Source organism: Streptomyces sp. DT190, assembly GCF_049846985.1.
In the GTDB taxonomy this organism is placed as follows: domain Bacteria; phylum Actinomycetota; class Actinomycetes; order Streptomycetales; family Streptomycetaceae; genus Streptomyces.
Map to the genome: position 1 here is coordinate 144,309 of NZ_JBNCNM010000009.1, position 20,664 is coordinate 164,972.

Annotated in this window: 17 protein-coding genes; 5 read left to right on the plus strand and 12 right to left on the minus strand. The window is 76.2% G+C overall.

The features are described 5' to 3' along the window. Window positions 1-121 precede the first annotated feature (121 nt). Window positions 122-478, plus strand: a complete 357-nt coding sequence (locus tag ACPXCS_RS18170; RefSeq protein ID WP_425945101.1) for an STAS domain-containing protein — start codon at window positions 122-124, stop codon at window positions 476-478. Beyond that, window positions 475-1,428: an anti-sigma factor RsbA family regulatory protein gene (locus tag ACPXCS_RS18175; protein WP_425945102.1), complete on the plus strand. Its 954-nt coding sequence runs from the start codon at window positions 475-477 to the stop codon at window positions 1,426-1,428. The genes ACPXCS_RS18170 and ACPXCS_RS18175 overlap by 4 nt, the downstream gene beginning before the upstream one ends. An 18-nt stretch (window positions 1,429-1,446) precedes the next feature. Here the strand turns inward: ACPXCS_RS18175 and ACPXCS_RS18180 are convergent, their stop codons facing one another. The 8 genes from ACPXCS_RS18180 to ACPXCS_RS18215 all read right to left on the minus strand — a co-directional run bounded on the left by ACPXCS_RS18180 (window position 1,447) and on the right by ACPXCS_RS18215 (window position 14,402). After that, window positions 1,447-2,484 (minus strand): rod shape-determining protein, encoded by a 1,038-nt coding sequence (locus tag ACPXCS_RS18180; RefSeq protein ID WP_425945103.1) that lies wholly within the window; start codon window positions 2,482-2,484, stop codon window positions 1,447-1,449. A 168-nt stretch (window positions 2,485-2,652) separates the two neighbouring features. Continuing rightward, a complete protein-coding gene (locus tag ACPXCS_RS18185; RefSeq protein ID WP_425945104.1) occupies window positions 2,653-7,074 on the minus strand; it encodes an SAV_2336 N-terminal domain-related protein in 4,422 nt (1,473 codons plus the stop codon). Then, on the minus strand, window positions 7,064-8,071 hold the full coding sequence (locus ACPXCS_RS18190) for an AAA family ATPase (protein WP_425945105.1): 1,008 nt from the start codon (window positions 8,069-8,071) through the stop codon (window positions 7,064-7,066). The genes ACPXCS_RS18185 and ACPXCS_RS18190 overlap by 11 nt, the downstream gene beginning before the upstream one ends. A 77-nt stretch (window positions 8,072-8,148) precedes the next feature. Next, on the minus strand, window positions 8,149-9,837 hold the full coding sequence (locus ACPXCS_RS18195) for a trypsin-like peptidase domain-containing protein (protein ID WP_425945106.1): 1,689 nt from the start codon (window positions 9,835-9,837) through the stop codon (window positions 8,149-8,151). Then, on the minus strand, window positions 9,834-10,172 hold the full coding sequence (locus ACPXCS_RS18200) for a CU044_2847 family protein (protein ID WP_425945107.1): 339 nt from the start codon (window positions 10,170-10,172) through the stop codon (window positions 9,834-9,836). Before ACPXCS_RS18200 ends, ACPXCS_RS18195 begins: the two co-directional genes overlap by 4 nt. An 80-nt stretch (window positions 10,173-10,252) precedes the next feature. Beyond that, window positions 10,253-11,593: a carboxyl transferase domain-containing protein gene (locus ACPXCS_RS18205; RefSeq protein WP_425945108.1), complete on the minus strand. Its 1,341-nt coding sequence runs from the start codon at window positions 11,591-11,593 to the stop codon at window positions 10,253-10,255. Further along, on the minus strand, window positions 11,586-13,034 hold the full coding sequence (locus ACPXCS_RS18210) for an acyl-CoA synthetase (protein WP_425945109.1): 1,449 nt from the start codon (window positions 13,032-13,034) through the stop codon (window positions 11,586-11,588). Before ACPXCS_RS18210 ends, ACPXCS_RS18205 begins: the two co-directional genes overlap by 8 nt. A 72-nt stretch (window positions 13,035-13,106) precedes the next feature. Beyond that, the gene (locus ACPXCS_RS18215; RefSeq protein ID WP_425945110.1) at window positions 13,107-14,402 is read right to left on the minus strand and encodes an SLC13 family permease; all 1,296 of its coding nucleotides are present in this window, start codon (window positions 14,400-14,402) and stop codon (window positions 13,107-13,109) included. A 195-nt stretch (window positions 14,403-14,597) separates the two neighbouring features. Between ACPXCS_RS18215 and ACPXCS_RS18220 the strand changes: the two genes are divergently transcribed. The 3 genes from ACPXCS_RS18220 (at window position 14,598) to ACPXCS_RS18230 (ending at window position 18,091) form a co-directional block, all read left to right on the plus strand. Beyond that, entirely contained in the window at window positions 14,598-15,302 is a 705-nt protein-coding gene (locus ACPXCS_RS18220; protein ID WP_425945111.1) for a FadR/GntR family transcriptional regulator, read from the plus strand. 621 nt (window positions 15,303-15,923) lie between these two features. Then, entirely contained in the window at window positions 15,924-17,102 is a 1,179-nt protein-coding gene (locus ACPXCS_RS18225) for a serine hydrolase domain-containing protein (protein WP_425945112.1), read from the plus strand. A gap of 110 nt (window positions 17,103-17,212) precedes the next feature. Beyond that, window positions 17,213-18,091, plus strand: a complete 879-nt coding sequence (locus ACPXCS_RS18230; RefSeq protein WP_425945113.1) for an ATP-grasp domain-containing protein — start codon at window positions 17,213-17,215, stop codon at window positions 18,089-18,091. A 36-nt stretch (window positions 18,092-18,127) separates the two neighbouring features. Here the strand turns inward: ACPXCS_RS18230 and ACPXCS_RS18235 are convergent, their stop codons facing one another. From ACPXCS_RS18235 to ACPXCS_RS18250, 4 genes are read right to left on the minus strand one after another with little or no spacing between them, the layout of a single operon-like run. Beyond that, window positions 18,128-18,736, minus strand: a complete 609-nt coding sequence (locus ACPXCS_RS18235) for a hypothetical protein (protein WP_425945114.1) — start codon at window positions 18,734-18,736, stop codon at window positions 18,128-18,130. Continuing rightward, window positions 18,702-19,529 (minus strand): FkbM family methyltransferase, encoded by an 828-nt coding sequence (locus ACPXCS_RS18240; RefSeq protein ID WP_425945115.1) that lies wholly within the window; start codon window positions 19,527-19,529, stop codon window positions 18,702-18,704. The genes ACPXCS_RS18235 and ACPXCS_RS18240 overlap by 35 nt, the downstream gene beginning before the upstream one ends. Then, window positions 19,526-19,747, minus strand: a complete 222-nt coding sequence (locus ACPXCS_RS18245; protein WP_425945116.1) for a Trm112 family protein — start codon at window positions 19,745-19,747, stop codon at window positions 19,526-19,528. The genes ACPXCS_RS18240 and ACPXCS_RS18245 overlap by 4 nt, the downstream gene beginning before the upstream one ends. Then, the gene (locus tag ACPXCS_RS18250) at window positions 19,744-20,661 is read right to left on the minus strand and encodes a hypothetical protein (RefSeq protein WP_425945117.1); all 918 of its coding nucleotides are present in this window, start codon (window positions 20,659-20,661) and stop codon (window positions 19,744-19,746) included. The genes ACPXCS_RS18245 and ACPXCS_RS18250 overlap by 4 nt, the downstream gene beginning before the upstream one ends. Between the last annotated feature and the right edge of the window lie 3 nt (window positions 20,662-20,664).

Here is a 20,664-nt window from a genome sequence, read left to right on the forward strand (position 1 = left end):
CCCGTCGACGCCGGTGTGAGGTGCGCTTGCCCGCCGTACGGCTTACTACACGCGGTTCGGGGGAATGAGCCCGGCTCGTACGGGTACGAGCGCTGAGGTGCAGGAGCGTGGGGAGAGGGCCGTGAACACTCGGTATCAGGGGCCGGCCGCCGGGGCCCGCGGTCCGTCGCCGGGCCTGGCGGTGTACCCGCTGGCCGGCGGGCGGGGAGTCCGTGCGGCGGGGGAGGTCGGTCTGACCACGCGGGCGATCTGGGAAGGTGTACTCGAGCAGGCCGTTCGTGAGGGCGAGGACGTGTACCACCTGGAGCTGTCCGACGTGACGTTCGTCGACGTGGCGGGCGCCGGTGCGCTCGCGGCCGCCGCCGACCGGATGCGGGACGGGCGGCGGTTCGTGGTGCGCCGGCCCCCGGCGGCGCTGCGGCGCACGCTGGACCTGCTGTGGCCCGACCAGGAGGGGATCGAGGTGACCGTGTCATGACCACTGAGGTGGCGGACGCCTTCGGGCCCCTCGACCCCTTCGTGCATCCCGCGTTCTTCTACCGGGACGAGCAGGAGTACCTCGACGTCACGGTGCCCTTCGTCCGGGACGGCCTGGCGGCCGGCGAGCCGGTCGCGGTCGCGGTGCCCGGCAAGAACCTCGCCCTCGTGCGCGACGCCCTCGGCGACGACGCCGCCGCGGTGCGGCTGCTCGACATGGAGGAGGCCGGGCGCAACCCGGGGCGGATCATCCCCGGCGTCCTGCGCGCCTTCGCCGACACCCAGCCGGCCGGCCGCCGGGTGCGGATCATCGGCGAGCCGATCTGGGCCGGGCGCTCCGAGACGGAGTACCCCGCCTGCGCCCAGCACGAGGCGCTCATCAACGCCGCCTTCCGCGGCAGCACGGCCACCATCCTGTGCCCGTACGACACCGGCGGGCTCCCCGAGCACATGCTCGCCGACGCCCACGCGACCCACCCCGTCGTCATCCCCGCGGGCGCGCGGACGGCGCGGGACAGCGCCGCCTACGCGCCCGGGGACGTCGTCGACCGCTACAACCAGCCCTTCGACCCCGTCGCCCACGCGCTGACCTTCGCCTTCGACGCCGAGTCGCTGCCCGAGGCCCGGCACCTCGCCGTCGGGGAGGCCTCCCGGTTCGGCCTCACCGGCGTCAAGCGCGACGACCTCGCCCTCGCCATGGCCGAGCTGACCACCAACAGCGTGGTGCACGGCGGCGGCACCGGCGTGCTGCGGGTGTGGAGCGAGGACGGGTACGTGGTGTGCGAGGTGCGGGACGAGGGACGGCTCACCGACATCCTGGCCGGGCGCCGGCCCGTACCGCGCGACCAGCGCGGCGGCCGCGGGATGCTGCTGGTCAACCTGATCGCCGACCTGGTGCGGGTGCACCGGGGCGACCGCGGCACGACCGTCCGCTGCTGGTTCGCCCTCTAGACCGGCCGGCCCCGGCGCTCAGCTGCCCAGCGGGTCGAGCGCCAGCGGCTCGATCCGGCCCTCCAGCATGGCGCCCAGGCCCTGCACGGCGCACACGTCCGGGCGCTCCGCGATGTGCACGGGCATCTGGGTGGCCTGCCGCAGCATCTGGTCCAGCCCCGGCAGCAGGGCGCTGCCGCCGACCATCATGATCCCCCGGTCGGCCAGGTCGGCGACCAGGTCCGGCGGGCAGGCCCGCAGCACCTTGCCGATGCCGTCCAGGATGGCGGTGAGCGGCGTCTGGATGGCGTCCCGCACCGCAGCCGTGTCGACCTGCACGGAGCGGGCCAGGCCCGTGGCGACGTCCCGCCCGTGGATCTCCGTGGAGGCCGGGCCGTGCGGGGTGAGGCCGTTGCCCGACAGGGCGAGCTGCAGCGGCCGTACCGACTGGCTCGGCAGCATCAGCTCGTGCTCGTGGCGCAGGTGCTGCACGATCGCCTGGTCGACGGCCTCGCCGCCCACCGGGATGCGCTCGGCGGTGACGATCGCCCCGAGGGAGAGCACCGCCACCTGGGTGGCCGCCGCCCCGCACACCATGATCATGGTCGCCTCGGGCTGTTCCACGGGCAGTCCGCAGCCGACCGCCGCCGCGATCAGCGTGTCCACCAGTTCCACGCGCCGGGCCCCGAGGCCGACGAGCGTCTCGATCGCGGCGCGCTGGGCGAGCGGGTCGGCGTCGTGCGGGGTGCAGGCCGCGGCCCGCAGGATCGGCTTGCGGCGCAGGCTGCGGCGCATCTTGTCGCCGAGCAGGTGGCGCAGCATGCGCTGGGCCATCTCGATGTCGACGACGGTGCCGCCGGAGACCGGCCGGACGACCCGGATGTAATCCGGGGTGCGGCCCGTCATCTGCTCCGCGAGCTCACCGACCGCGATCAGCGCCCCGGTGCGGGTGTTCACGGCCGCGGCGGACGGCTGGTCGACGACGAGCCCGGCGCCCTTGACGTAGACCCGGGTGCGGGCCGCCCCCAGGTCGACGGCGAAATGGCAGCGGCGCAACTGCTCCAGACTGGCGGTCATGGCAGGTCCTCCCGAGAGCACAGACCGTGGGGGGCCGCCAGGTGGCGGGCCTCGCAGACGTGGGGCCGCCGGGCGGCGGGCCTCCCTCGCATCGTGCGCGCGGGCGCCCCGGGCCGCCTTCCGGAGGGGGCCGGGCGGGGCACGCCCGAACGGGGGTTCCCGGCGGCACTACAGGGAGCGGGCGGCCTGAAGGAGCGGCGCCAGGGAGGTCACGGTCGTCTCGCAGCCCGCCTCTTCGAGCAGCCGTCCGGCGGTGGTGTTGCGGGCGAGCCCGACGAAGCGCAGGCCCGCCTGCTGGGCGGCGGTCAGCTCGGCGACCGTGGAGCCGATGAGCACGCCGGTCCCCGCGCCGCCGGAGGACGCGTGCACCGCGCGCAGCAGGCAGTCGGGGTGCGGGGTCAGCAGGGCGAGGTCGGCGCGGCGGGCGTGGATGCCGGACAGGGGCAGGCCGTACGGGTCGAGGTAGCGGTGGACGGCCGGGGCGCCGGCGTCCGAGACCACGCTGACGCGGCGGCCGGAGTCGTGCAGGGCGCGCACCAGCGGCACCGAGTGGTGCGTGGTGGGCGCGTCCGGGACCGCGCGCAGTTCGAGCGCGTCGAGACGGTCGCGCAGCAGCGGGCCCAGCGGGTCCCGCGCGAAGGCCCGCAGCACGTCCAGCGGATGCGTGAACGTGTCCCGCACCGCGGCCGGCGGGGCGTCCCGGGGGTCGCGGTACTCGGCGACCAGGGCGAGCAGGTCGAGTACGGCCGCGCCCGCCGCCTGCGCCGAGAACAGCCGGGCCACGGGGCCGTCGAAGCCGAGCAGCACGGACTCGGCCTCGCCGAGCAGGGCGGACAGCGGGCGCCCGGCGGGGGCCGGGCCCTGCGGTCCGGGCAGGGCCGTGCCCTCCGGGGCCAGCTGCACCGACGCCGCCACCGACAGGCCCGGTACCGGCCAGTGGCGCAGCCGGGCGTTGACCGCCCGCTGGGCCGCGCCCGCCCGGCGCAGCGGGTGGCGGCGGGTGATCCGGGCCGCCTCCTCCAGCAGATGGCCGAGCAGCGGCTCGGAGACCCGGGTGACCTCGGCGCGGACGAAGGCGACCGGGTCCTCCACGTGCCAGGACAGCTCGACCGCGGCCGCGAAGGCACCCTTGCCTGAGCTCGGCAGGGAGACCCGGTGGTGGGACTGGTGGGTGGTCAGGTCCACCTTGTAGTACGTCACGGACCGCGTGGGCCGGTCGCCGTGCGGCTGCGCCGGGTCGAGGAGGGTGAGCGGCCCGTCGGGCCGGGTGTGGACGACGGCCGTGCGGCCGGGGGCCGGTATCCCCAGCCGGCGCAGGTCGTGCGTGATGAAGGGCCCCTCCACCAGGTCGCGGCGCTCGGGCTCGGGCGCCACGGGCGGGGTGAGCGGGCAGTACCAGGCGACGGGCGGGGTGCCGGTGGCGCCGTCCCGGTACAGGGGCTGCAGGCGCTGGGGGCCCAGGGCGGCGGAGCTGGCGGCGAACTGCGCGTACACGGCCGGGGAGACGACCAGCTGGATGCCGGCCGGCACGGGCGGCGCCGCCGGTGGCGGGGCCGGCCCGTCCCAGAAGGTGACGGTCAGCGGCGGCGGGTCGACCAGCCCGGTGAGGACCTCGGCCAGGCCGCGCAGGACGGCGACCAGCACGGGCAGGACGTAGGTGCCGGGCTCGGTGTGGACGACGTAGCCGTCGGGGCGGACCCGTACGTCGAACTGGTGGGGGGCCAGGGCGCCGCGGGAGAGCATCTCGTGCACCGCGTACTCGAGGGTGATGCGGGCCTCGGGGTGTCCGGTGAGGTCGTCGGCCGCGAAGACGATGGTGGGCGCGGCGGCCCGTTCGGCGCGCTCCCGGGCCGCCCGGAGCTCCTGCCGCAGGGCGTGCAGCCGCTCCCGTACGGCCGCCGCGGCGGGGCCGGGGACGCCGTCCAGGGGCTCGCCGTACCAGAGGTCGAGGGCGCGCCCGGGGTCGCTGCCCGAGATCTCCTCGCAGTGCGTGACGTCGACGTACAGGTCCGGCGCGTGCAGGGCGTAGGAGCGCCCGAAGGAGACGAGACGGTCGGGGGGCAGCACCCGCCGGACCTCCGCCGCAAGCTCCTGGAGCCGGGCGGCGGCCTCGTGCTCCGGCGGCGGCTCCTCCCACAGGCCCCCGGCCAGCCTGGTGTGGGACAGGCGCCGCCCGGGGCGCAGCAGCAGCATGCACAGCAGCGCCAGCGCCGTCGGGGAGGGAGGCGCGATCTCCTCGGCGCCGTCGCCGACGCGCGGCGGGCCGAGCAGCGTGAAGGACCGCGCCGCGGGCCAGGGGCCCGTCGCCGCCAGCCGGTCCGCGTACGCGGCGGCCTCGGGCATCCGGCGCTGCTCGACGAGGCCGACCAGGTCCCGGTGCTCGGGCGGTACCCGCAGGCCCGCCGCCAGTTGCTTCAGCAACCAGCGGAACTCCGCCAGGTCCGACGCGGCGTCCTTGCCCCGGGACTCCTCGCCCAGGGCGAAACGGCTGAGCAGCACGGTGCCGTCGGGCCGCAGCAGCAGGCCCCCCGGTCCCCGCTCGCCCCGTACCAGGCCGTGGGCGTGCAGGGCGGCCAGGCCGGCCATGCCCTGGCCGGCCAGGCGGGTGAAGGTGCGGAAGTCGATGCCCGGCAGCACCTCCGACACCGTCAGCCCCTCCACGTACTCCGTCACCAGGTACGGGGTGTCGCCCTCCACCCCGAAGTCGAGCACCCGCACCACGTGCGGATCGTCCAGCCCGGCCAGCGCCTCCGCCTCGCGCAGGAACCGCTCGTGCGGGGCGCTCTGCGCGCGGTGACGGCGCACGATCACCTGCCGGTCCGTGCGGACGTCCACGGCACGCGAGATCCGCCCGTTCCCGCCGCGCCGGCCGGTCAGGCGGTACCGCCCGGCGAACAGCGCCTCGCCGCCCAGCCGGCGCACCGTGTCCGCGCTGACGGTCGCGAACGCCGGGCCCGCGCCGTCCTGCCCGCCGTCCGTCCGCACCCGGAACTCCCCGGCCGCGAGCCCCGCCCGTTCGTCGATCAGGCCGCCGATCTCCGCGAGGAACTCCCGGGTCCGGCCGCGGGCGGTGCGGGGCAGGGAGCGCAGCAGCAACTCCCGTACGCCCGGGCGGAAGGCGTAGGAACCGGGCGGGCCGGGGACGGCGGTGAGCATGCCGCTGAGGATCACCTCGGCGAGGTGCTGGGGGCGCGGGGCGCGGTCCACGGCGCGCTGGACGAGGCGCATCACCGGCACCGAGGGGACCGCGAGCGCGAGGTGCCCGGCGAGCCGGAAGGCCTCCGGGGACGCGGTCGCGCGAAAGCGCAGCACCAGGTCCTCGGGGGAGGAGCCGGCGAGGTCCGGGGCCGGTTCCGCGGGCGGCGCGGGAGCGGGCGGCAGCCAGGCCGCCGCGCCCGGGGCGCGGGCGCCGCCGGGACCGGCGACCAGGGCCGCCCAGTGGGCGAGCCAGCGGGCGCCCGGCTCCAGCACCGGCACGGGCAGGGCCCGCCGCGGGGCCGGGGCGGCGGCCTCGTACGGGGTGAAGGACAGGACCGCCGAGGGCGCCGCGGCGGCCGGGGACGTCAGCAGGCCCGGCTCGGCGGGCAGCGCGGTCGAGGCCCACAGATGCTCCGGCAGGGGCTGCACCACGGCCAGGGGCAGGCGGTGCGCCCAGCGGCGCAGGGTGCGGTACCAGCGCTCGCCGGCCTCGCCCGGGCGCCACTGCGGGCCCATGCAGTCGCTCACCACGAGGGTGACGGTCCGGCCGTCGTCCGCGTCGGGGACCTGGCGGGCCCGGCCGTCGGGCGTGGCCGGGTGCAGGGTGACCGTGCGGAAGATGCCCGACTGGGCGAGGGCCGTGTGCAGTTCGCTCACCAGGGGGCGCCAGACCGGCATGGTGGGGCCCGTGTCGTGCACCAGGTTCAGGCGCAGCCAGCGGTCGGGGGCCGGGCGCAGCACCGGGAACCACACGTCGGGGTGGGCGCCGAGCCGGGCGATCCGGTCGGCCGTGGCCCGTTCGTCCAGCACCCGCGCGTACGGGGAGGGCACCGTGCGCTTCAGCGGGCGCAGGGCGCGTTGCAGCGCGAGGGGGTGGGGGAGCATCGGGGGCGCGGGGGCCAGCAGGGGGGTTCCGCCGCCGCCCCGGGGGCCGTCCGGGGAGCGCGGGGCGGGCAGCGTCAGCGGCACGCGCTCGGCCACCCGGCCGGCCGGCCGCTGCCGTGGCGGGAGGAGCGGCGCGCCCTCGGGCGGGGTGTCGTCAGCGGGCGCGGGCGCGGGCGGGGCGGGCGCGGGTGCGGTCACCCCGCCGGCCGTGGCCGCGGGGGCCTCGGACCGCGCCGTCCCCTCCGGCGCCGCGTCCTGCCGCCCGGCGCCCAACCGGTCGGCCAGCCACACCAGTTCGGCGATCTCCCGCGGCGTCGGCTCACCACCCGCCGCACCCAGAACGGCCGCGAGCCGGGCGACGGGAGAGGGCCCGCCCCCACCGAGCCGCCGTGACATGGACGCGCCACCGGGCGCCGGGGCGGGGGTGGCGTCGGGGCTCGGGGGCGGTGTCGATCCGGCGTGCCGTGCTGCCGTCTGCTCACGCGGCGGGTCGGCGTCAGAAGCCATCGCCGTCCGCCGCCGCGCTGAGGTAGGGCATCAGCTGCTCGGCCAGGTCGTCACGGGAGTCGGCCTCCAGGCCGGCGACCCCGGTGAGGTAGAGGGCGTTCAGCAGCTGGTCGGTGGCGAGTTCGCCCCCGGAGGCCCGCTCCAGGAAGCGGGTGATCAGCCGGTCCGCTTCGCCGTCGGGGGTGTCGAGGTGGGCGCGGACGATCTCGGTGAGCTGGTCGCGGCCGGGTCGGCGCAGCCTCAGCCGGACGCAGCGCCGCAGGAAGGCCGGCGGGAACTCCCGCTCGCCGTTGCTGGTCAGGACGACGAACGGGAACGCGCGGCAGCGGACCCGGCCGCGCCGGACGGTGACGGCCGCGTCCGTGCCGTCGGCGAGGACCTCGGCGGCCCCGCCGCCCGAGTGCCGTGCGGCGCGCACCAGTTCGGGGATCTCGTACTGGCCCTCCTCCAGGACGTTCAGCAGGTCGTTCGGCAGGTCGAGGTCGCTCTTGTCGATCTCGTCGACGAGCAGCGCGCGCGGCCGGTCGTAGGGCAGCAGGGCCGTGCCGAGCGGGCCGAGCCGCAGGTGGTCCTCGACGCCGCCGGGCCCCTCCCGGCCCTCCCGGGCCGCGTACAGCCGGGACAGCGGGTCGTACTGGTAGAGGCCGTCGGCGAGGGTGCTGCGGCTGGTGATGTTCCAGCGCAGCACCGGGCCCAGCCGCAGCTCGCGGGCGACCGCGTACGCCAGCGAGGACTTGCCGGTGCCGGGCGGTCCGGTGACCAGCAACGGCCGGCGCAGCACCAGCGCGGCGTTGACGAGCCGGACGGTCTCCGGGGTGGCGACGTACGACTTCGCCCGGTGCACCCGGTCGGGGGAGACGGCCGAGGCGTCGTCGCCGTCGTGCGGCGGCGGCAGCGCGGGGCCGCCGTCGAAGGCGCGCCAGGGCGGCGGGGCCGGCAGGTCGTCGATGCCGTCGTGCGGCTCGTGGGCGCCGGTGTAGACGGACCAGTGCGGCATGGGGGGTGTTCTCCGCTTTCCGATTCGTGCAGCTGTTCCTCGAAGGTGTCGGGCCGCCGTCCGGCGACCCGGGCGGGTCAGGCCACCGGCGACTCCGCGTGCGCGGCGGCGACGGCGTGCGGGTCGGTGAAGACCCGCGGGTCGTCCCACAGCAACTGGATGCCGTGCGCCCAGTGGTCCTCCTCCGCGTGCGCCTCCTCGCGCAACGCCAGGATGTGCCGCGGCAGTTCGGCGGGCGGCACGGCCGCCACGCACGCGTCGAGCGCGTCCAGGAACGCCTTGCCCGTGCAGCCGTCCGTCCCGGCGCACTCCTCCTGCCCGGAGCCGCAGCCGCCCCGCGACCAGACGATCACCGGGGCCGGCGCGGTGAGCGAGACGTCGAACTGCGACCGGGTCCGGCCGGCCGCCGGGGCGGTGCCGAACCCGGCGAGACAGGCGTCGGGCCGCCGCAGCCGCATCCGCAACCGCCCGGGCTCCTCCGGGCCGCCGCACTCCACGCGGTGCAGCCGGGCGCCCGGGAAGGCGTCGAGCCGCTTCCAGGCGCGGGTCAGCACGTGCCGGGTGCTGGCCTTGCGCCGGGCGTGGTCGGTGACGACCAGCGGGTAGAGGCAGCCCAGCGGGGTGGTGTCGTCCGGGGCGCTCTCCCAGCGGTCGACGGGCCAGTCCAGCCAGTCCCGGGGCAGCGCGAACGCCACCAGTTCGTCGGCGCCGGGCGTCAGGTACCGGAACGCCGCCTCGATGCGGTCCTGGACGTACGCGGGCAGCCGGTGCTGCTCGACCGTGCCGGAGTCGACCGGGTGGCGCCGCCCCTCGCTGTACGCGGACACCTCGACCCGGACCAGGCCGTCCCCCGCCCCGCTGTGGGCCAGTTCGACCAGGATCGGGGACCAGTCGGGCGCGGCGGGGGCCACGGCCGGGGTGTGCAGCAGCGCTTCGAGCCGGTCGGCGAACCGGGCGACGGTCCGTGCGGCGCCCGGGCCGTCGAGCTCGCACAGCACGAACAGGGCGGCCGACCACAGGGAGTCGAACCCCTCCTCGGGCGGCGGCGGGTCGAACGGGCCGGCCGCCGCGCTGTACAGCCGCACCGGGTCGCAGTCGGCACCGGCCCGGGCCGCCTTCTCCACCAGGGCGCGCAGCCGGGCCCGTTCGGCGGAGGTGTGGTCGGAGGTCGGGACCAGGCCCCGCAGGTCCGGCCAGTAGCGGGCCATGACCTGGGTGGGCATCATCCGGCCGGTGCGCACCTGACGGGCGTCGGCCGCGGCCGTGACCATGCCGATGACCTCGCCGGTGTCGGCCAGGGTGACCGCGGCCCCGCTGAAGCCGGGGGCCAGGGGCTGGCCGCCGGCGTGCCAGGCCTCCAGCTGGAGCCACTCCCGTCTGATCAACTGCGGCGCGGTGACCCGGTATTCGGCGAGCGTGCCCTCGTCGAAGCCGGCCGGGTAGCCGTAGACGACGAGTTTGCGCGGGGCCGTGCCGTGGGCGGCGTCGACCGGGGCCAGGGCGGCCGGGGCGACCGGCATCTCCCGGTCCAGCTCCAGCACGGCGAGGTCACCGGGGTCGGCGGCGCCGCCGTTCCAGCCGCCGTGGGCGACGACGCGGGCGGCCACGGGCGGTGTGCCGGGCAGCTCGGTGAAGCTCACCGCCAGGTCCTCGCCGTCGCCCACCACGTGGGCGCAGGTCAGCACCGTACGGGGCGTGACGAGGAAGCCCGCTCCCGTCACGCGGCCCCGTAACTCGATCCGGGCGTGCCACTCGGCGCTGTTCATGGGGCGGGCTCGGCCTCCGGGGCGGCCGGTGACCAGGTGAGTCTGACCACCAGGTGGCCCTCGGCGGTGCCCTTGGCGATGAACGCGCCCGTCTCGGCGGCCAGTTTGACCCCGAACTCGATCTCCACGCCGTCCGGCTTCAGCGTGCCGTCGCGGAACACCCGCAGCGCGGACTCGGCGGCCGCCCGCACCCCGTCCAGGGCGCCCTCGAACGTGCGCGTCGCCTGGACCGTGCCGTCGCCCCGTGCGACCAGGCGGGAGCCGGAGCGCTCCTCGGCCGCCTCGACCGTGACCACCGCACCGTCACCGGTTCTGAACTCGACCAACCCGTCCACGGCACCCCCGTCGTCCTCGCGCTCGGCATTCCCGTTGTGACGGACGGTACTTGATGGCGTGCCGGGCAGCCACCGGTGCCTCAGGGACCGACCGTCCCGCGGATCACCCCCAGCTCCACCAGGTCCTGCGGCCGGATGCGGAGCCGGTCCGCTGTCGCCTCCACCTCGCGCGGCGGCCGCTTGAGGATGGCCGCCGCGAGCTCCGGGGCGATCACCGAGAAGTAACTGTCCGGGGTGGCCCAGGTGTTGCCGGGCGCGGCCAGGGCCAGCGCGCCGCCCGAGCCGCCCTCGCCGATCACCAGCGTCGTCAGCGGCGTGCGGGCGCCGGCCACCGCGCCGAACAGGTCGGCGATCGCGGCGCCCGCGCCCTGCCGCTCCGCCTCGGCGTCGTTGGCGGCGCCCGGGGTGTCCACCAGGGTCAGCACCGGGATGCCCAGCCGGTCCGCGAGGCGGATCAGCCGGGCGGCGGTGCGGTAGCCGGCCGGGCGGGTCGCGGTGCCGGTCTGCGCGGCGTAGGCGACGGTCCGGCCCTCGTGCGTGCCGAAGCCGCACAGCATGCCGTCGGGGTCGGCGCCGCCGCAGCGGTCGCCGCTGATCGCGACCCGGTCGGTGAAGTAGGCGTCCAGGTAGGCCTCGGCGCGCGGGCGCAGCGGTGAACGGGCGCGCCGGACGGCGTCCCAGCCGGTGGCGGGCAGGACCGCGGTCTCGCCGAGCGGCTCGGGCGGCGGCGCGGGCGTGGTGGACGGGCAGGTCAGCAGCCGCAGCCAGTGCGCCAGCGTGGCGCGCAGCCGGGCCGGCGGGACGACCGCGTCCGCCGCGCCCGCCGCGACCTGCGCCTCGGCCGTGTACGCCGCCGGGTCCGCGTCGGCCGGCCGCACCCGGGAGCCGGCGAAGCCGATCTGCGCCCCGGGCAGCGCGAGGACGACGTCGGCGCCCGCGCCCAGCGTCGCCCACCCGCCCCCGGTGGTGGGGTCGCGCACCACGGCCAGCTGGGCGAGCCCCGCCTCCCGGGTGAGCACCGACTGCCGTGCCACCCGCTGGAGTTGGGTCAGCGCCCGCATGCCCTCCTGCATCCGGCTGCCCCCGGTGGCGACCAGCGGCACCACCGGGAGGCGGCGCTCACGGGCGTGGGTGTAGGCCGCCTCCAGCCGGTCGCCGGTGCGTTCGCCCAGGGAGCCGCCGAGGAAGCCGAACTCGAACGCGATCAGCACGGCCCGGGTGCCGCCGACGCGGGCGGTGCCGCACACCACGGACTCCTCCTCGCCGGTGCGCTCGGCCGCGCGAGCCCGGGCGGCGTCGTAGCCGGGCCAGGCCAGCGGGCCGTCGGGCGGCGCGACGCGGGCGGGAGCGGGCAGTTCGTCGAAGGTCGCCTCGTCGGCGAGGGCGGTGACGACCTCGCGGGCGGAGAGGCGCTCAGCCACGGGTCAGCGCCCGCTTCATGATCTTCCCCATGTCGTTGCGGGGCAGGGCGCCGAGGTGGTGGACGACCCGGGGCCGCTTGTGCGGGGCGAGACGCTCGGCCACGTGGTCGGCCAGCTCCTCCAGCGCGGGCGGCGCCTGGGGGTCGTCCGGCACGATCCACGCCACGATCCGCTCGCCCAGGTCGGGGTCCGGCTCCCCGGTGACGGCGGCCTCCCGCACCCCGGGGTGCTCCAGCAGCGCGTTCTCGATCTCACCGGCCCCGATCTTGAAACCGCCGCTCTTGATCAGGTCGGTGGCCTTGCGGCCGACGATCCTGACGTAGCCGTCCGGGTCGCGCACCGCCATGTCGCCGGTGCGGAACCAGCCGTCGGCGGTGAAGGCGGCGGCGGTGGCGTCGGGCCGGTTGAGGTACTCGGTGAACAGGTTCGGGCCGCGCACCTGGATCTCGCCCACCGTCTCGGCGTCCCAGGCGGTGATCTCCGTGCCGTCGTCCTCGACCAGCCGCAGCTCCACGCCCGGCAGCGGCACGCCGACCGTGCCCGGGCGGGCCTCGCCGTCGGCCCGGACGCTGGTGTTCATCAGCGTCTCCGTCATGCCGTACCGCTCGATCACCCGCCGCCCGGTGGCCGTCGCGATCCGGCCGTGGTCGTGCACGGGCAGCGCGGCGGAGCCGGAGACCAGCAGCCGTGCCCCCGTCAGGGCCTTCACCAGTTCCGGGTCGCCCGTCACGGCCTCCGCGATCCGGTGGTACATCGTCGGCACCCCGAACAGCATGGTCGCCCCGGCGTTCAGCTCGCGGGCGACGCCCTGTGTGCTGAACCGTCCCAGGTGCCGCACCGAGCCGCCGCGGCGCAGCGGGCCGAGGGTGCCCAGGACCAGGCCGTGGACGTGGAACAGCGGCAGGGCGTGGACCAGCACGTCGTCGGCGGTCCACTGCCAGGCGTCGGCCAGGGCGTCCAGGGTCGAGGCGATCGCCCGGCGCGGGACGACGGCGCCCTTGGGCGGGCCGGTGGTGCCGGAGGTGTAGACGATCAGGGCCGGGTCCTCGTCCCCGCCGCGGTCCTCGGGGGCGGGGCCGGTGGCGTGCACGTCGACGTCGGCGCGGGCGAGGCCGGCGAGGGGCGCGGGCAGGCGGTCGTCCGGGCCCGCGAGGACCAGGCCGGGCGCGCTGTCGGACAGGATGTGCCCGAGCTCCTGCTCGCCCGACTTCGGGTTGAGCGGCACGGCGGGCACGCCGGCCAGCAGCGCGGCGACCACGGCGACGGCCGTCTCCATGGTGGACGTCGCCCAGACGGCGACCCGCGCGGCACCGCCGACGCGGCCCGTGAGCGCTCCGGCGGCCGCGGCGAGTTGCCCGTAGGTCAGGGAGCGCTCGCCGAACCGGAGGGCGGGCCGGTCGGCGGCCGGGTGCTCGGTCAGGGCCGGGAAGAGAGGGGTCACGCGTCACATCTCCTTGACTGCTGCGTCCGGTTGCGGGCGGGCGGTTGCCGGGGGCGGCCGGGGGCCGTGGGATCACCCCCAGCCGGGTACGACCATCACCAGCCAGGCGGCCGCCGGTACTACGGCCACCACGATCCCTCCGTACACCATCAGCTGCCGGAAGAAACGCTCGCGGTCGACGTCGGGGGCGGCGGCCAGGACCAGCGCGCCGTTGGTCGAGAACGGACTGACGTCCACCACGGTCGCGGACACGGCCAGCGCGGCGACCATGCCGACGGCGCCGATCTCGCCGCGCTCCAGGAACGGTACGGCCAGCGGGATCAGGGCGCCCATGATCCCGACGGAGGAGGCGAACGCCGAGACCAGGGCGCCGATGTAGCAGAGCAGGACCGCGGCGAGGAGGGGGACGCCGATGCCGCCGACGCCCTCGCCGGCCCAGGTGATGGTGCCCATCTCGTCGAGGACGCCGACGTAGGTGAGGACGCCGCAGATGAGCAGGACGGTGGGCCAGGCGATCTGGCCGGTCGCCGTACGGCTGTCCTCGGGCCAGAGGGTGCTCAGGACGACGGCGAGGGTGATGGCGGTGAGGCCCGCGTCGAGGTCGAGGACGAGGACGGCGGTGACCAGGGCCAGCAGGGAGGTGAGGGTGGCGACGCGGGCCGGGGTGAGGCGCGTGGCCGCTCCGGCCGGGTCGCCGTCCGTCCCGGCCGGGTCGCCGTCCGCCCGGGCCGCGTCGCCCTCCGCCCCGGCCACCGCCGCGCGCGTCGTGAGCCGCAGGCCGCCGCAGACCACGTACACCACCGCCGCGATCACCAGGTTCGCCGCCAGGGACGCCAGGAACAGCACCACCTCGTTGCCGGGGAGATTCTCGCGTTCCACGATGCCGTTGACGATCGAGCCGTAGATGCTGATCGGGGAGAAGCCGCCCGCCTGGGCGCCGTGGACGACCATCGCACCCATCAGCAGCGGGCTGATGGCGTACCGGGCGGCGAAGCTCAGGGCGACGGGGGCGACGATCGCGACCGCGGCGGGACTGACCGCGCCGATCGCCGTGAGCGCCCCGGTCAGGGCGAACATCACCCACGGGATGAGCGCCACCCGCCCGCGCACCAGCCGGACGGCGGCGTGCACCAGCCAGTCGGTGGTGCCGTTGGCGCGGGCGATCGCGAACAGGTAGGTGACGCCGACCAGGACGACGAACAGGTCGCCGGGGAAACCGGCGAAGATGCCGTCCGCGTCGAGGCCGGCGACCAGCCCGCCCACGCCGAAGGCGGCGGCGAAGGCGAGGGCGCCCATGTTGACGGAACGGGTGGTGGCGATCACGAACACCACGACGAGCACGAGGATGGAGAGGAGTTCGGGGGACATACGGGCTCCCGTCTCTGGGCCCCGGAGCGGCTGGGAACACACCCGGACAGTGGACGAGTGGCTGAGCCACTTGGTGCGTTGATCGAACAGCGTGGGTGCGGCCCGGGCGCCCGTCAAGGGGTCGCGCAGGAATTGGCTCAGCCACTCCGCCACTGCGCAGGCCCGGTGTTACGCTCCCGGCGAGAGGGGGATCCCGTGACCGACGCCCTGCGCCCCATGGCCAAACAGCGCCTGTACGAGCAGGTGCTGGAGCGGCTGCGCCAGTACGTCGCCGAGGGCGGACTGCGCGCCGGCGACCGGCTGCCCCCCGAGCGGGACCTCGCCCAGCGGCTCGGGGTGAGCCGGGCCTCGGTGAAGCAGGCCATCGTGGTGCTGGAGGTCCAGGGCCTGGTGGAGGCGCGGCACGGCGGAGGCACGTACCTCGTGCGGGACAGCCTCGACACCGAGCCCGTGGAACGGATGGTGGAACGCCGCCGGCGGCTGCCCGACGTGCTGGAGGCGCGGGAGGCGCTGGAGACGAAACTCGCCGAACTCGCGGCCGAGCGGCGGACCGAGGACGACCTGGCGGCGATGCGGTCCGCGCTCGACCGGATGACGGAGGAGATCGCGCACGGCGGTCACGGCGTCGAGGGCGACCGGCTGTTCCACGCGGCCGTGACGGCGGCGGCCCACAGCAGCCTGCTCGCCGAGTTCATGCGCTCCATCGCCGAGCAGATCGCCGAGAGCCGCACCGAGTCCCTCCGCCAGCCCGGCCGCCCCTCCCGCTCCCTGTCCCAGCACCGCGCCATCCTCGACGCGATCGCCGCGGGCCACCCCCGCCAGGCCGCCACGGCCATGCGCCGCCACGTCCGCACGGTGGCGAAGGTACGGCTCCTGGACTGGGAACCGGACGACTCCTAGGGCGCGGCCCGCGATACCCCCGGACCGGTGCGGGACCGCACCGGGCGGGGGCCGCGCCGGCGTGTCCGGGCGACGGGACACCGGGCAGCGGGGGCTCGGCGTTGCCGCGTCACCGCAGGGGCCCGGCCGCCGGCGCTTCGAGGGGGCGGACAGGCCGGCCGGTGAACAGCCGCCGCGACCGGTCCACGGGCCGCCTGAGCGCCTGTACTTCGCCCCGGGCCCTGTGCCAGCATTCCGCACGGACGGCCCGGGCCGCCCGTGCGGACGAAGCGGCTGCCGAGGGCCGCGCGGCCGCGGGTCGGCCCGTGCACGCGGTACGCCCCGGCCCGAGCGGCGGTGCGCGGCTCCCGACCGGGGAGGTGCGCCCGCGGCCCTCGCGGTGAGTCGCCCGCGCGGCGCACCGGACGGCCGGGGCGGGGATGCCGCGCCGGTACGAGGAGAACGCCCGCCCGCACCGCCGGGCCGGTCCACGTCCGCAGGAACAGAGCCGCCCGGCCATCGCTTCGCCGCGCGCGTTCCCGGGCCACCGCTGTGGTGGAGCCCGGCGCGCGGCCGCCTGCGGACCGGACCGGTGTGTCGTCGGCCGACGACGCACCACGCACACGACGGGGAGTGGGGAACATGACGACACGGACGAGGCCGAGAGCCCGCCTGGCCGGTCTGGCGGCCGTCCTCATCACGGCCACGGCCTTGACGGGCACCGCCCGGGCGGCCCAGGACACGAGAGCCCCGGCCGCCGGACACGAGGGCACCCGGCAGGCCGTCGAGGCGGCCGTCGCGGCCGGGGTCCCCGGTGTCACGGTCGAGGCACGGGACGCCGACGGGCTCTGGCGGACGGCGGCGGGCGTGGGCGACCTGCGCACGGGCGCGGCGCGCGGCACCCACGACCGGTTCCGCGTCGGCGGCATCACCAGCACCTTCGTGGCGACGGTCCTGCTGCAGATGACGGCGGAGAGGAAGCTGTCGCTGGACGACACCGTCGAGCACCACCTGCCCGGCCTGGTCACGGGCAACGGCAACGACGGGCGCGGCATCACCGTGCGCCGGCTCCTGAACCACACCAGCGGTCTGTTCGACTACCTCGCCGAGCCGGCCTACTACCAGAAGTACATCCTGGGCGAGGGTTTCCTGAAGCACCGCTACGACCCCCTGACGGCCGGGCAGCGCCTGCGGGTGGCGCTGGCCCACCCCCCGCAGTTCGCGCCCGGAGCCCGGCACGCCTTCTCCCACACCAACGACCTCCTGGCCGCGCTGATCGTCGAGAAGGTCGCCGGCACCTCCTACGAGAACGAGGTGCGCCGGCGCATCGTGGAGCCGCTGGGCCTGAAGGCGACCTCCCACCCCGGCGCGAGCACCGGCCTGCCCCGGCCGAGCGGGCGCGGCTACTCCAGGCTGTTCTTCGACACACAGCCCGACCGGATCGACGACGTCACCGAGTTCCACGGCTCACAGGTGTGGGGCGACGGGGACGTCATCTCCAGCGCCGCCGACCTGAACCGCTTCTTCCGTGCGCTGATGCGGGGCAAGGTGCTCCCGCCGCGGCAGCTCGCCGAGCTCAAGACGACCGTCGTCAACCCCGATCTGCCGATCTCGTCCCACGGGCTCGGCATCGAGCGGCTCGAGATGAGCTGCGGCGAGACCCTCTGGTACCGCGACGGCGGCACGGTCGGCTCCCTCACGTTCGTCGCCACCACCGAGGACGGGCGCCATCAGCTGACGTTCAACTACAACGCCGACTGGGAGATCTCCCAGATCCTGCCCACCCTGAACGCGGAGTTCTGCGGCACCACGTCCGGCTGACGCCGTGACGCATCGCGTTCCCGGGGGACCGGCCGGAAAGACGACGCCCACGCGGTTGTTAGCCTGCGGCGGAAGTCGCAGTCGTTCGTCTGGCCGAGGAAGGAGCCGCCGTGGCCGGCACCCCGCGTATCGCGCTCGTCACCTACGACCCCGGTGCCGAGCCGCACAAGGACCGGGACCTGCCGGTGCTGGTCGGGGCGCTGCGTGCGGCCGGGGCCGACGCCGCCGCCGTCGCCTGGGACGACCCGTCCGCCGACTGGGCGGCCTTCGACCTCGCCGTCATCCGCTCCACCTGGGACTACAGCTGGCGCGCCGCCGAGTTCACGGCCTGGGCCGGGCGCTGCGCGCGGGCGACCCGGCTGGCCAACCCGGTCGACGTGGTGCGCTGGAACGCCGACAAGCGCTACCTCGGGCAGCTCGCGCGGGCCGGGGTGCCCGTCGTACCCACCCGCTACCTCGCGCCCGGCGACCCCGTCGAGCTGCCCGCCGACCACGAGTTCGTCGTGAAACCGGCCTCCGGCGCCGGGGCCCGCTACGCCGCCCGTCACCCGGCCGGGGAGCGGGACGCCGCCGTGCGGCAGGTGGAGCGGATGCACGCCGAAGGGCTCACGGCGATGGTGCAGCCGTACCTGAGCGCCATCGACACGCACGGCGAACGGGCCCTGCAGTACTTCGGCGGCCGGCTGCTGCACGCCGGCGTCAAAGGTGCCGTCCTCGCCCCCGGCACGCCCTACGACGCGGACAAGGTCGCCCACCCCGACCCGCGGCGCTGGGAGCCGACCGCCGCGGAACTGGACGTCGCCGAGCGGGCCCTGGCGGCCGTGCCCGGGCGGCCGGAGCTGCTGTACGCGCGCGTGGACCTGGTCACCGGGCCGGACGGGGAGCCGGTGGTGATGGAACTGGAGCTGATCGAGCCGAACCTGTTCCTCGACCTGCACCCGGACTCCGTGCCCCGGGTGGTGCGGGCGGTGCTGGCCGCGGCCGGCTGACCGCCGAGCGGGAGGCACAGCCCGGCTCGGCGCCGATCAGCCAGGAGTATCGGTGACGGCGATCCGCTGCAGCAGCCCCCAGGTGAACTCCGCGACGACGTCCCGCCGCACGCCCCGTGCGTCCGGCGCGGTGAACGCCAGGGCCCATCTGGTCGGTGCCGAGCCCTGCAGGGGGCGGGCCGGGGCGAAGGCGCGGGCCGCCTCGTCGACCGTGCAGGACCAGGGGGTGAGGTCGTCCAGGGCGCGCAGCAGCGGGCCGGGCGCGCCCGGGGCGCGGACCAGCCACTCGTTCCACACCGCGCCGTTCGGGGCGGTCAGCACCTCGAAGCGCAGATCGGGCCAGAGCGGCACCGGCCAGAGCCAGGCCTCGCAGTCCAGGTCGCCGATGCGGCGCGCGGCGCGGGACTCCGGCTCGCCCAGCACGGAGCGGTAGCAGGCCAGGGGCGTGCGCGAGCGCGGCGAGCGGACCATCGCCTGCCAGCGCCTGTTGGCCTCCCGCATGCCGGCGATCGACACGCCCAGCTCGTGCCGGGCGTCCTCCACCGGGCCGGGGTTGTGGTCGGCCATGCGGCGCAGCAGCACCAGCTGGAAGTCGAGCGGGGTGAAGGGGCTAGCGGGGCGCTTCGCGGAGGGCATGGGACCCATCGTCGCCCACCGGGGCGGTGCCGGGACGCCGCCCGTCGGGCAGGAACAGCACCGAGTTGACGTAGCGCGGGCCCCTGAGCAGCGGGGAGGGCAGGACGCGGCGGAGCAGGCCGTGGGAGACGACGTAGGAGGCACGGGCCTGGTGGTCCTCCAGCGGGAACCTCGCCAGCGGCACCCAGCTGTCGCCGGGCAGCACCCAGCCCTCGTAGCCCAGCAGGGTCAGATAGGTCACCACGGGCGCGATCGGCTGGATGCGGGACTCCAGTTCGATGAAGAGGGCGGGCCGGTCGCGGGCCAGCAGCCCGGTCGCACCGCGCAGCACCGCCGGCTCGTTGCCGTCCACGTCGATCTTGATGAAGCCGACGTCGCGCAGCCCCAGCTCGTCCAGCGTCACGCTGGGCACGTCCAGGGCCCGGCCGTGGATGTCGCGCCGCACCAGCGAGGAGACGCCCCGGTCGCCCGCGTCGCCCGGCGGCAGCCACAGACGGGCGATGCCCGGCCGGTCCGAGGCCGCCGCGCGCACCACCCGGACGTTCGGCGGGGCGGCGGCCGCCAGCAGCCGGGCCAGGTGGGGGACCGGCTCGATCGCCACGACGTGCTCGGCGCGGCCCGACAGCCGGTGTGTCCACGGGCCGTACCAGCCGCCGACGTCCACCGCCGTGCCGCAGTCCGGCGGGCACAGTTCGGCGAGCCGGGCCAGCTCCGGCTCGAAGCGGGGGTACAGCGCCCGGGCCGTCGCGGCCACCAGCCGGGTGGGCAGGAAGGGCGCGAGACGCGCCGCCAGACTGGTCACGGTGCCATCCTCTTGAGGAGTTCCTCGTGCACGTCGTCCGGGACCTGCTCGCCCGAGGACGGCAGCAGCTGCGGAATGCCGTCGACGATCGGGTAACGGCGGTGCAGGCGCGGGTTGTACAGCGCCTCCCCGTGCCCGGCCTGCTCGGGCAGCAGGTGCAGCGGGCCCTTGTCGAGCGGGCACGCCAGGATCTTCAGCAGCGGGTCGTCGGACTTCATGGGGATGCCAACTCCTCGGCGGATGCGTTCGGTTGGGGAGCGGAGTCGTGCTTCGGCATGGTCAGCAGCACGGCCACCGCGAGGGCCGTGCCCGCCACGCGCAGCGCCAGCCGCAGCGGCTCGTCCGGCAGGGCCTCGCCGAACGCCGGCGTGCCGAGCACCGCGGTGAACAGGCTGGTCACGGTCGTGCACACCGGCACGATCAGCGAGGCGCGGCAGCGCTGCAGCGCCGCCTGTGACATCACCAGGCCGAACACACCGGTGAACAGCAGCAGATACGGATACGGCGAGCTCAGCAGATCCAGGGCCGCGGCCCCGACCCCGCCGGTCGTCAGTCGGCCCGAGACGCCCTTGATGGCCAGCGAGCTGACGCCGTACAGCAGGCCCACCGCCACGCCGTACTCGACGCCGGTCGTCGGGCGCCGGTGCCGGTTGCGGGCGCGTCGCTCGGCGGAGCCGTACAGCCACACCCCGGCCGCCAGCGACGGCACGCACACCAGCAGGATCAGCGGGTAGGGCGCGTCCTGGCCGACCCGGTCCGTGCCCTCGCGCAGCGACAGCACCACCATCAGCAGCGCCAGCAGGATCGCGCCCAGCGCGTACCGCTCCCGGCCGGTGGTCTCCTCGCCGAGCAGCCGGGCCGACAGCAGCACGAGCAGCACCAGGCCGGAGACGAAGATGCCCTGCGCGGCGGCGATCGGCAGGGTGCGGTAGACGACGAGCTGGGCGCCGAAACCGGCCGCGAGGGCGAGGGAGCCGCCGATCCACAGGGGGCTGCCGAGGACCAGCCGCAGCAGCCGGCCCGGCCGGCGGATGCTCACCTCGGGGAGCGAGGTGAGCGCCCGCTTCTCCAGCACGAACCCCAGGCTGTACAGGGTGTTCGCCAGCAGGGCCGCGGCCACTCCCCACCACATGGG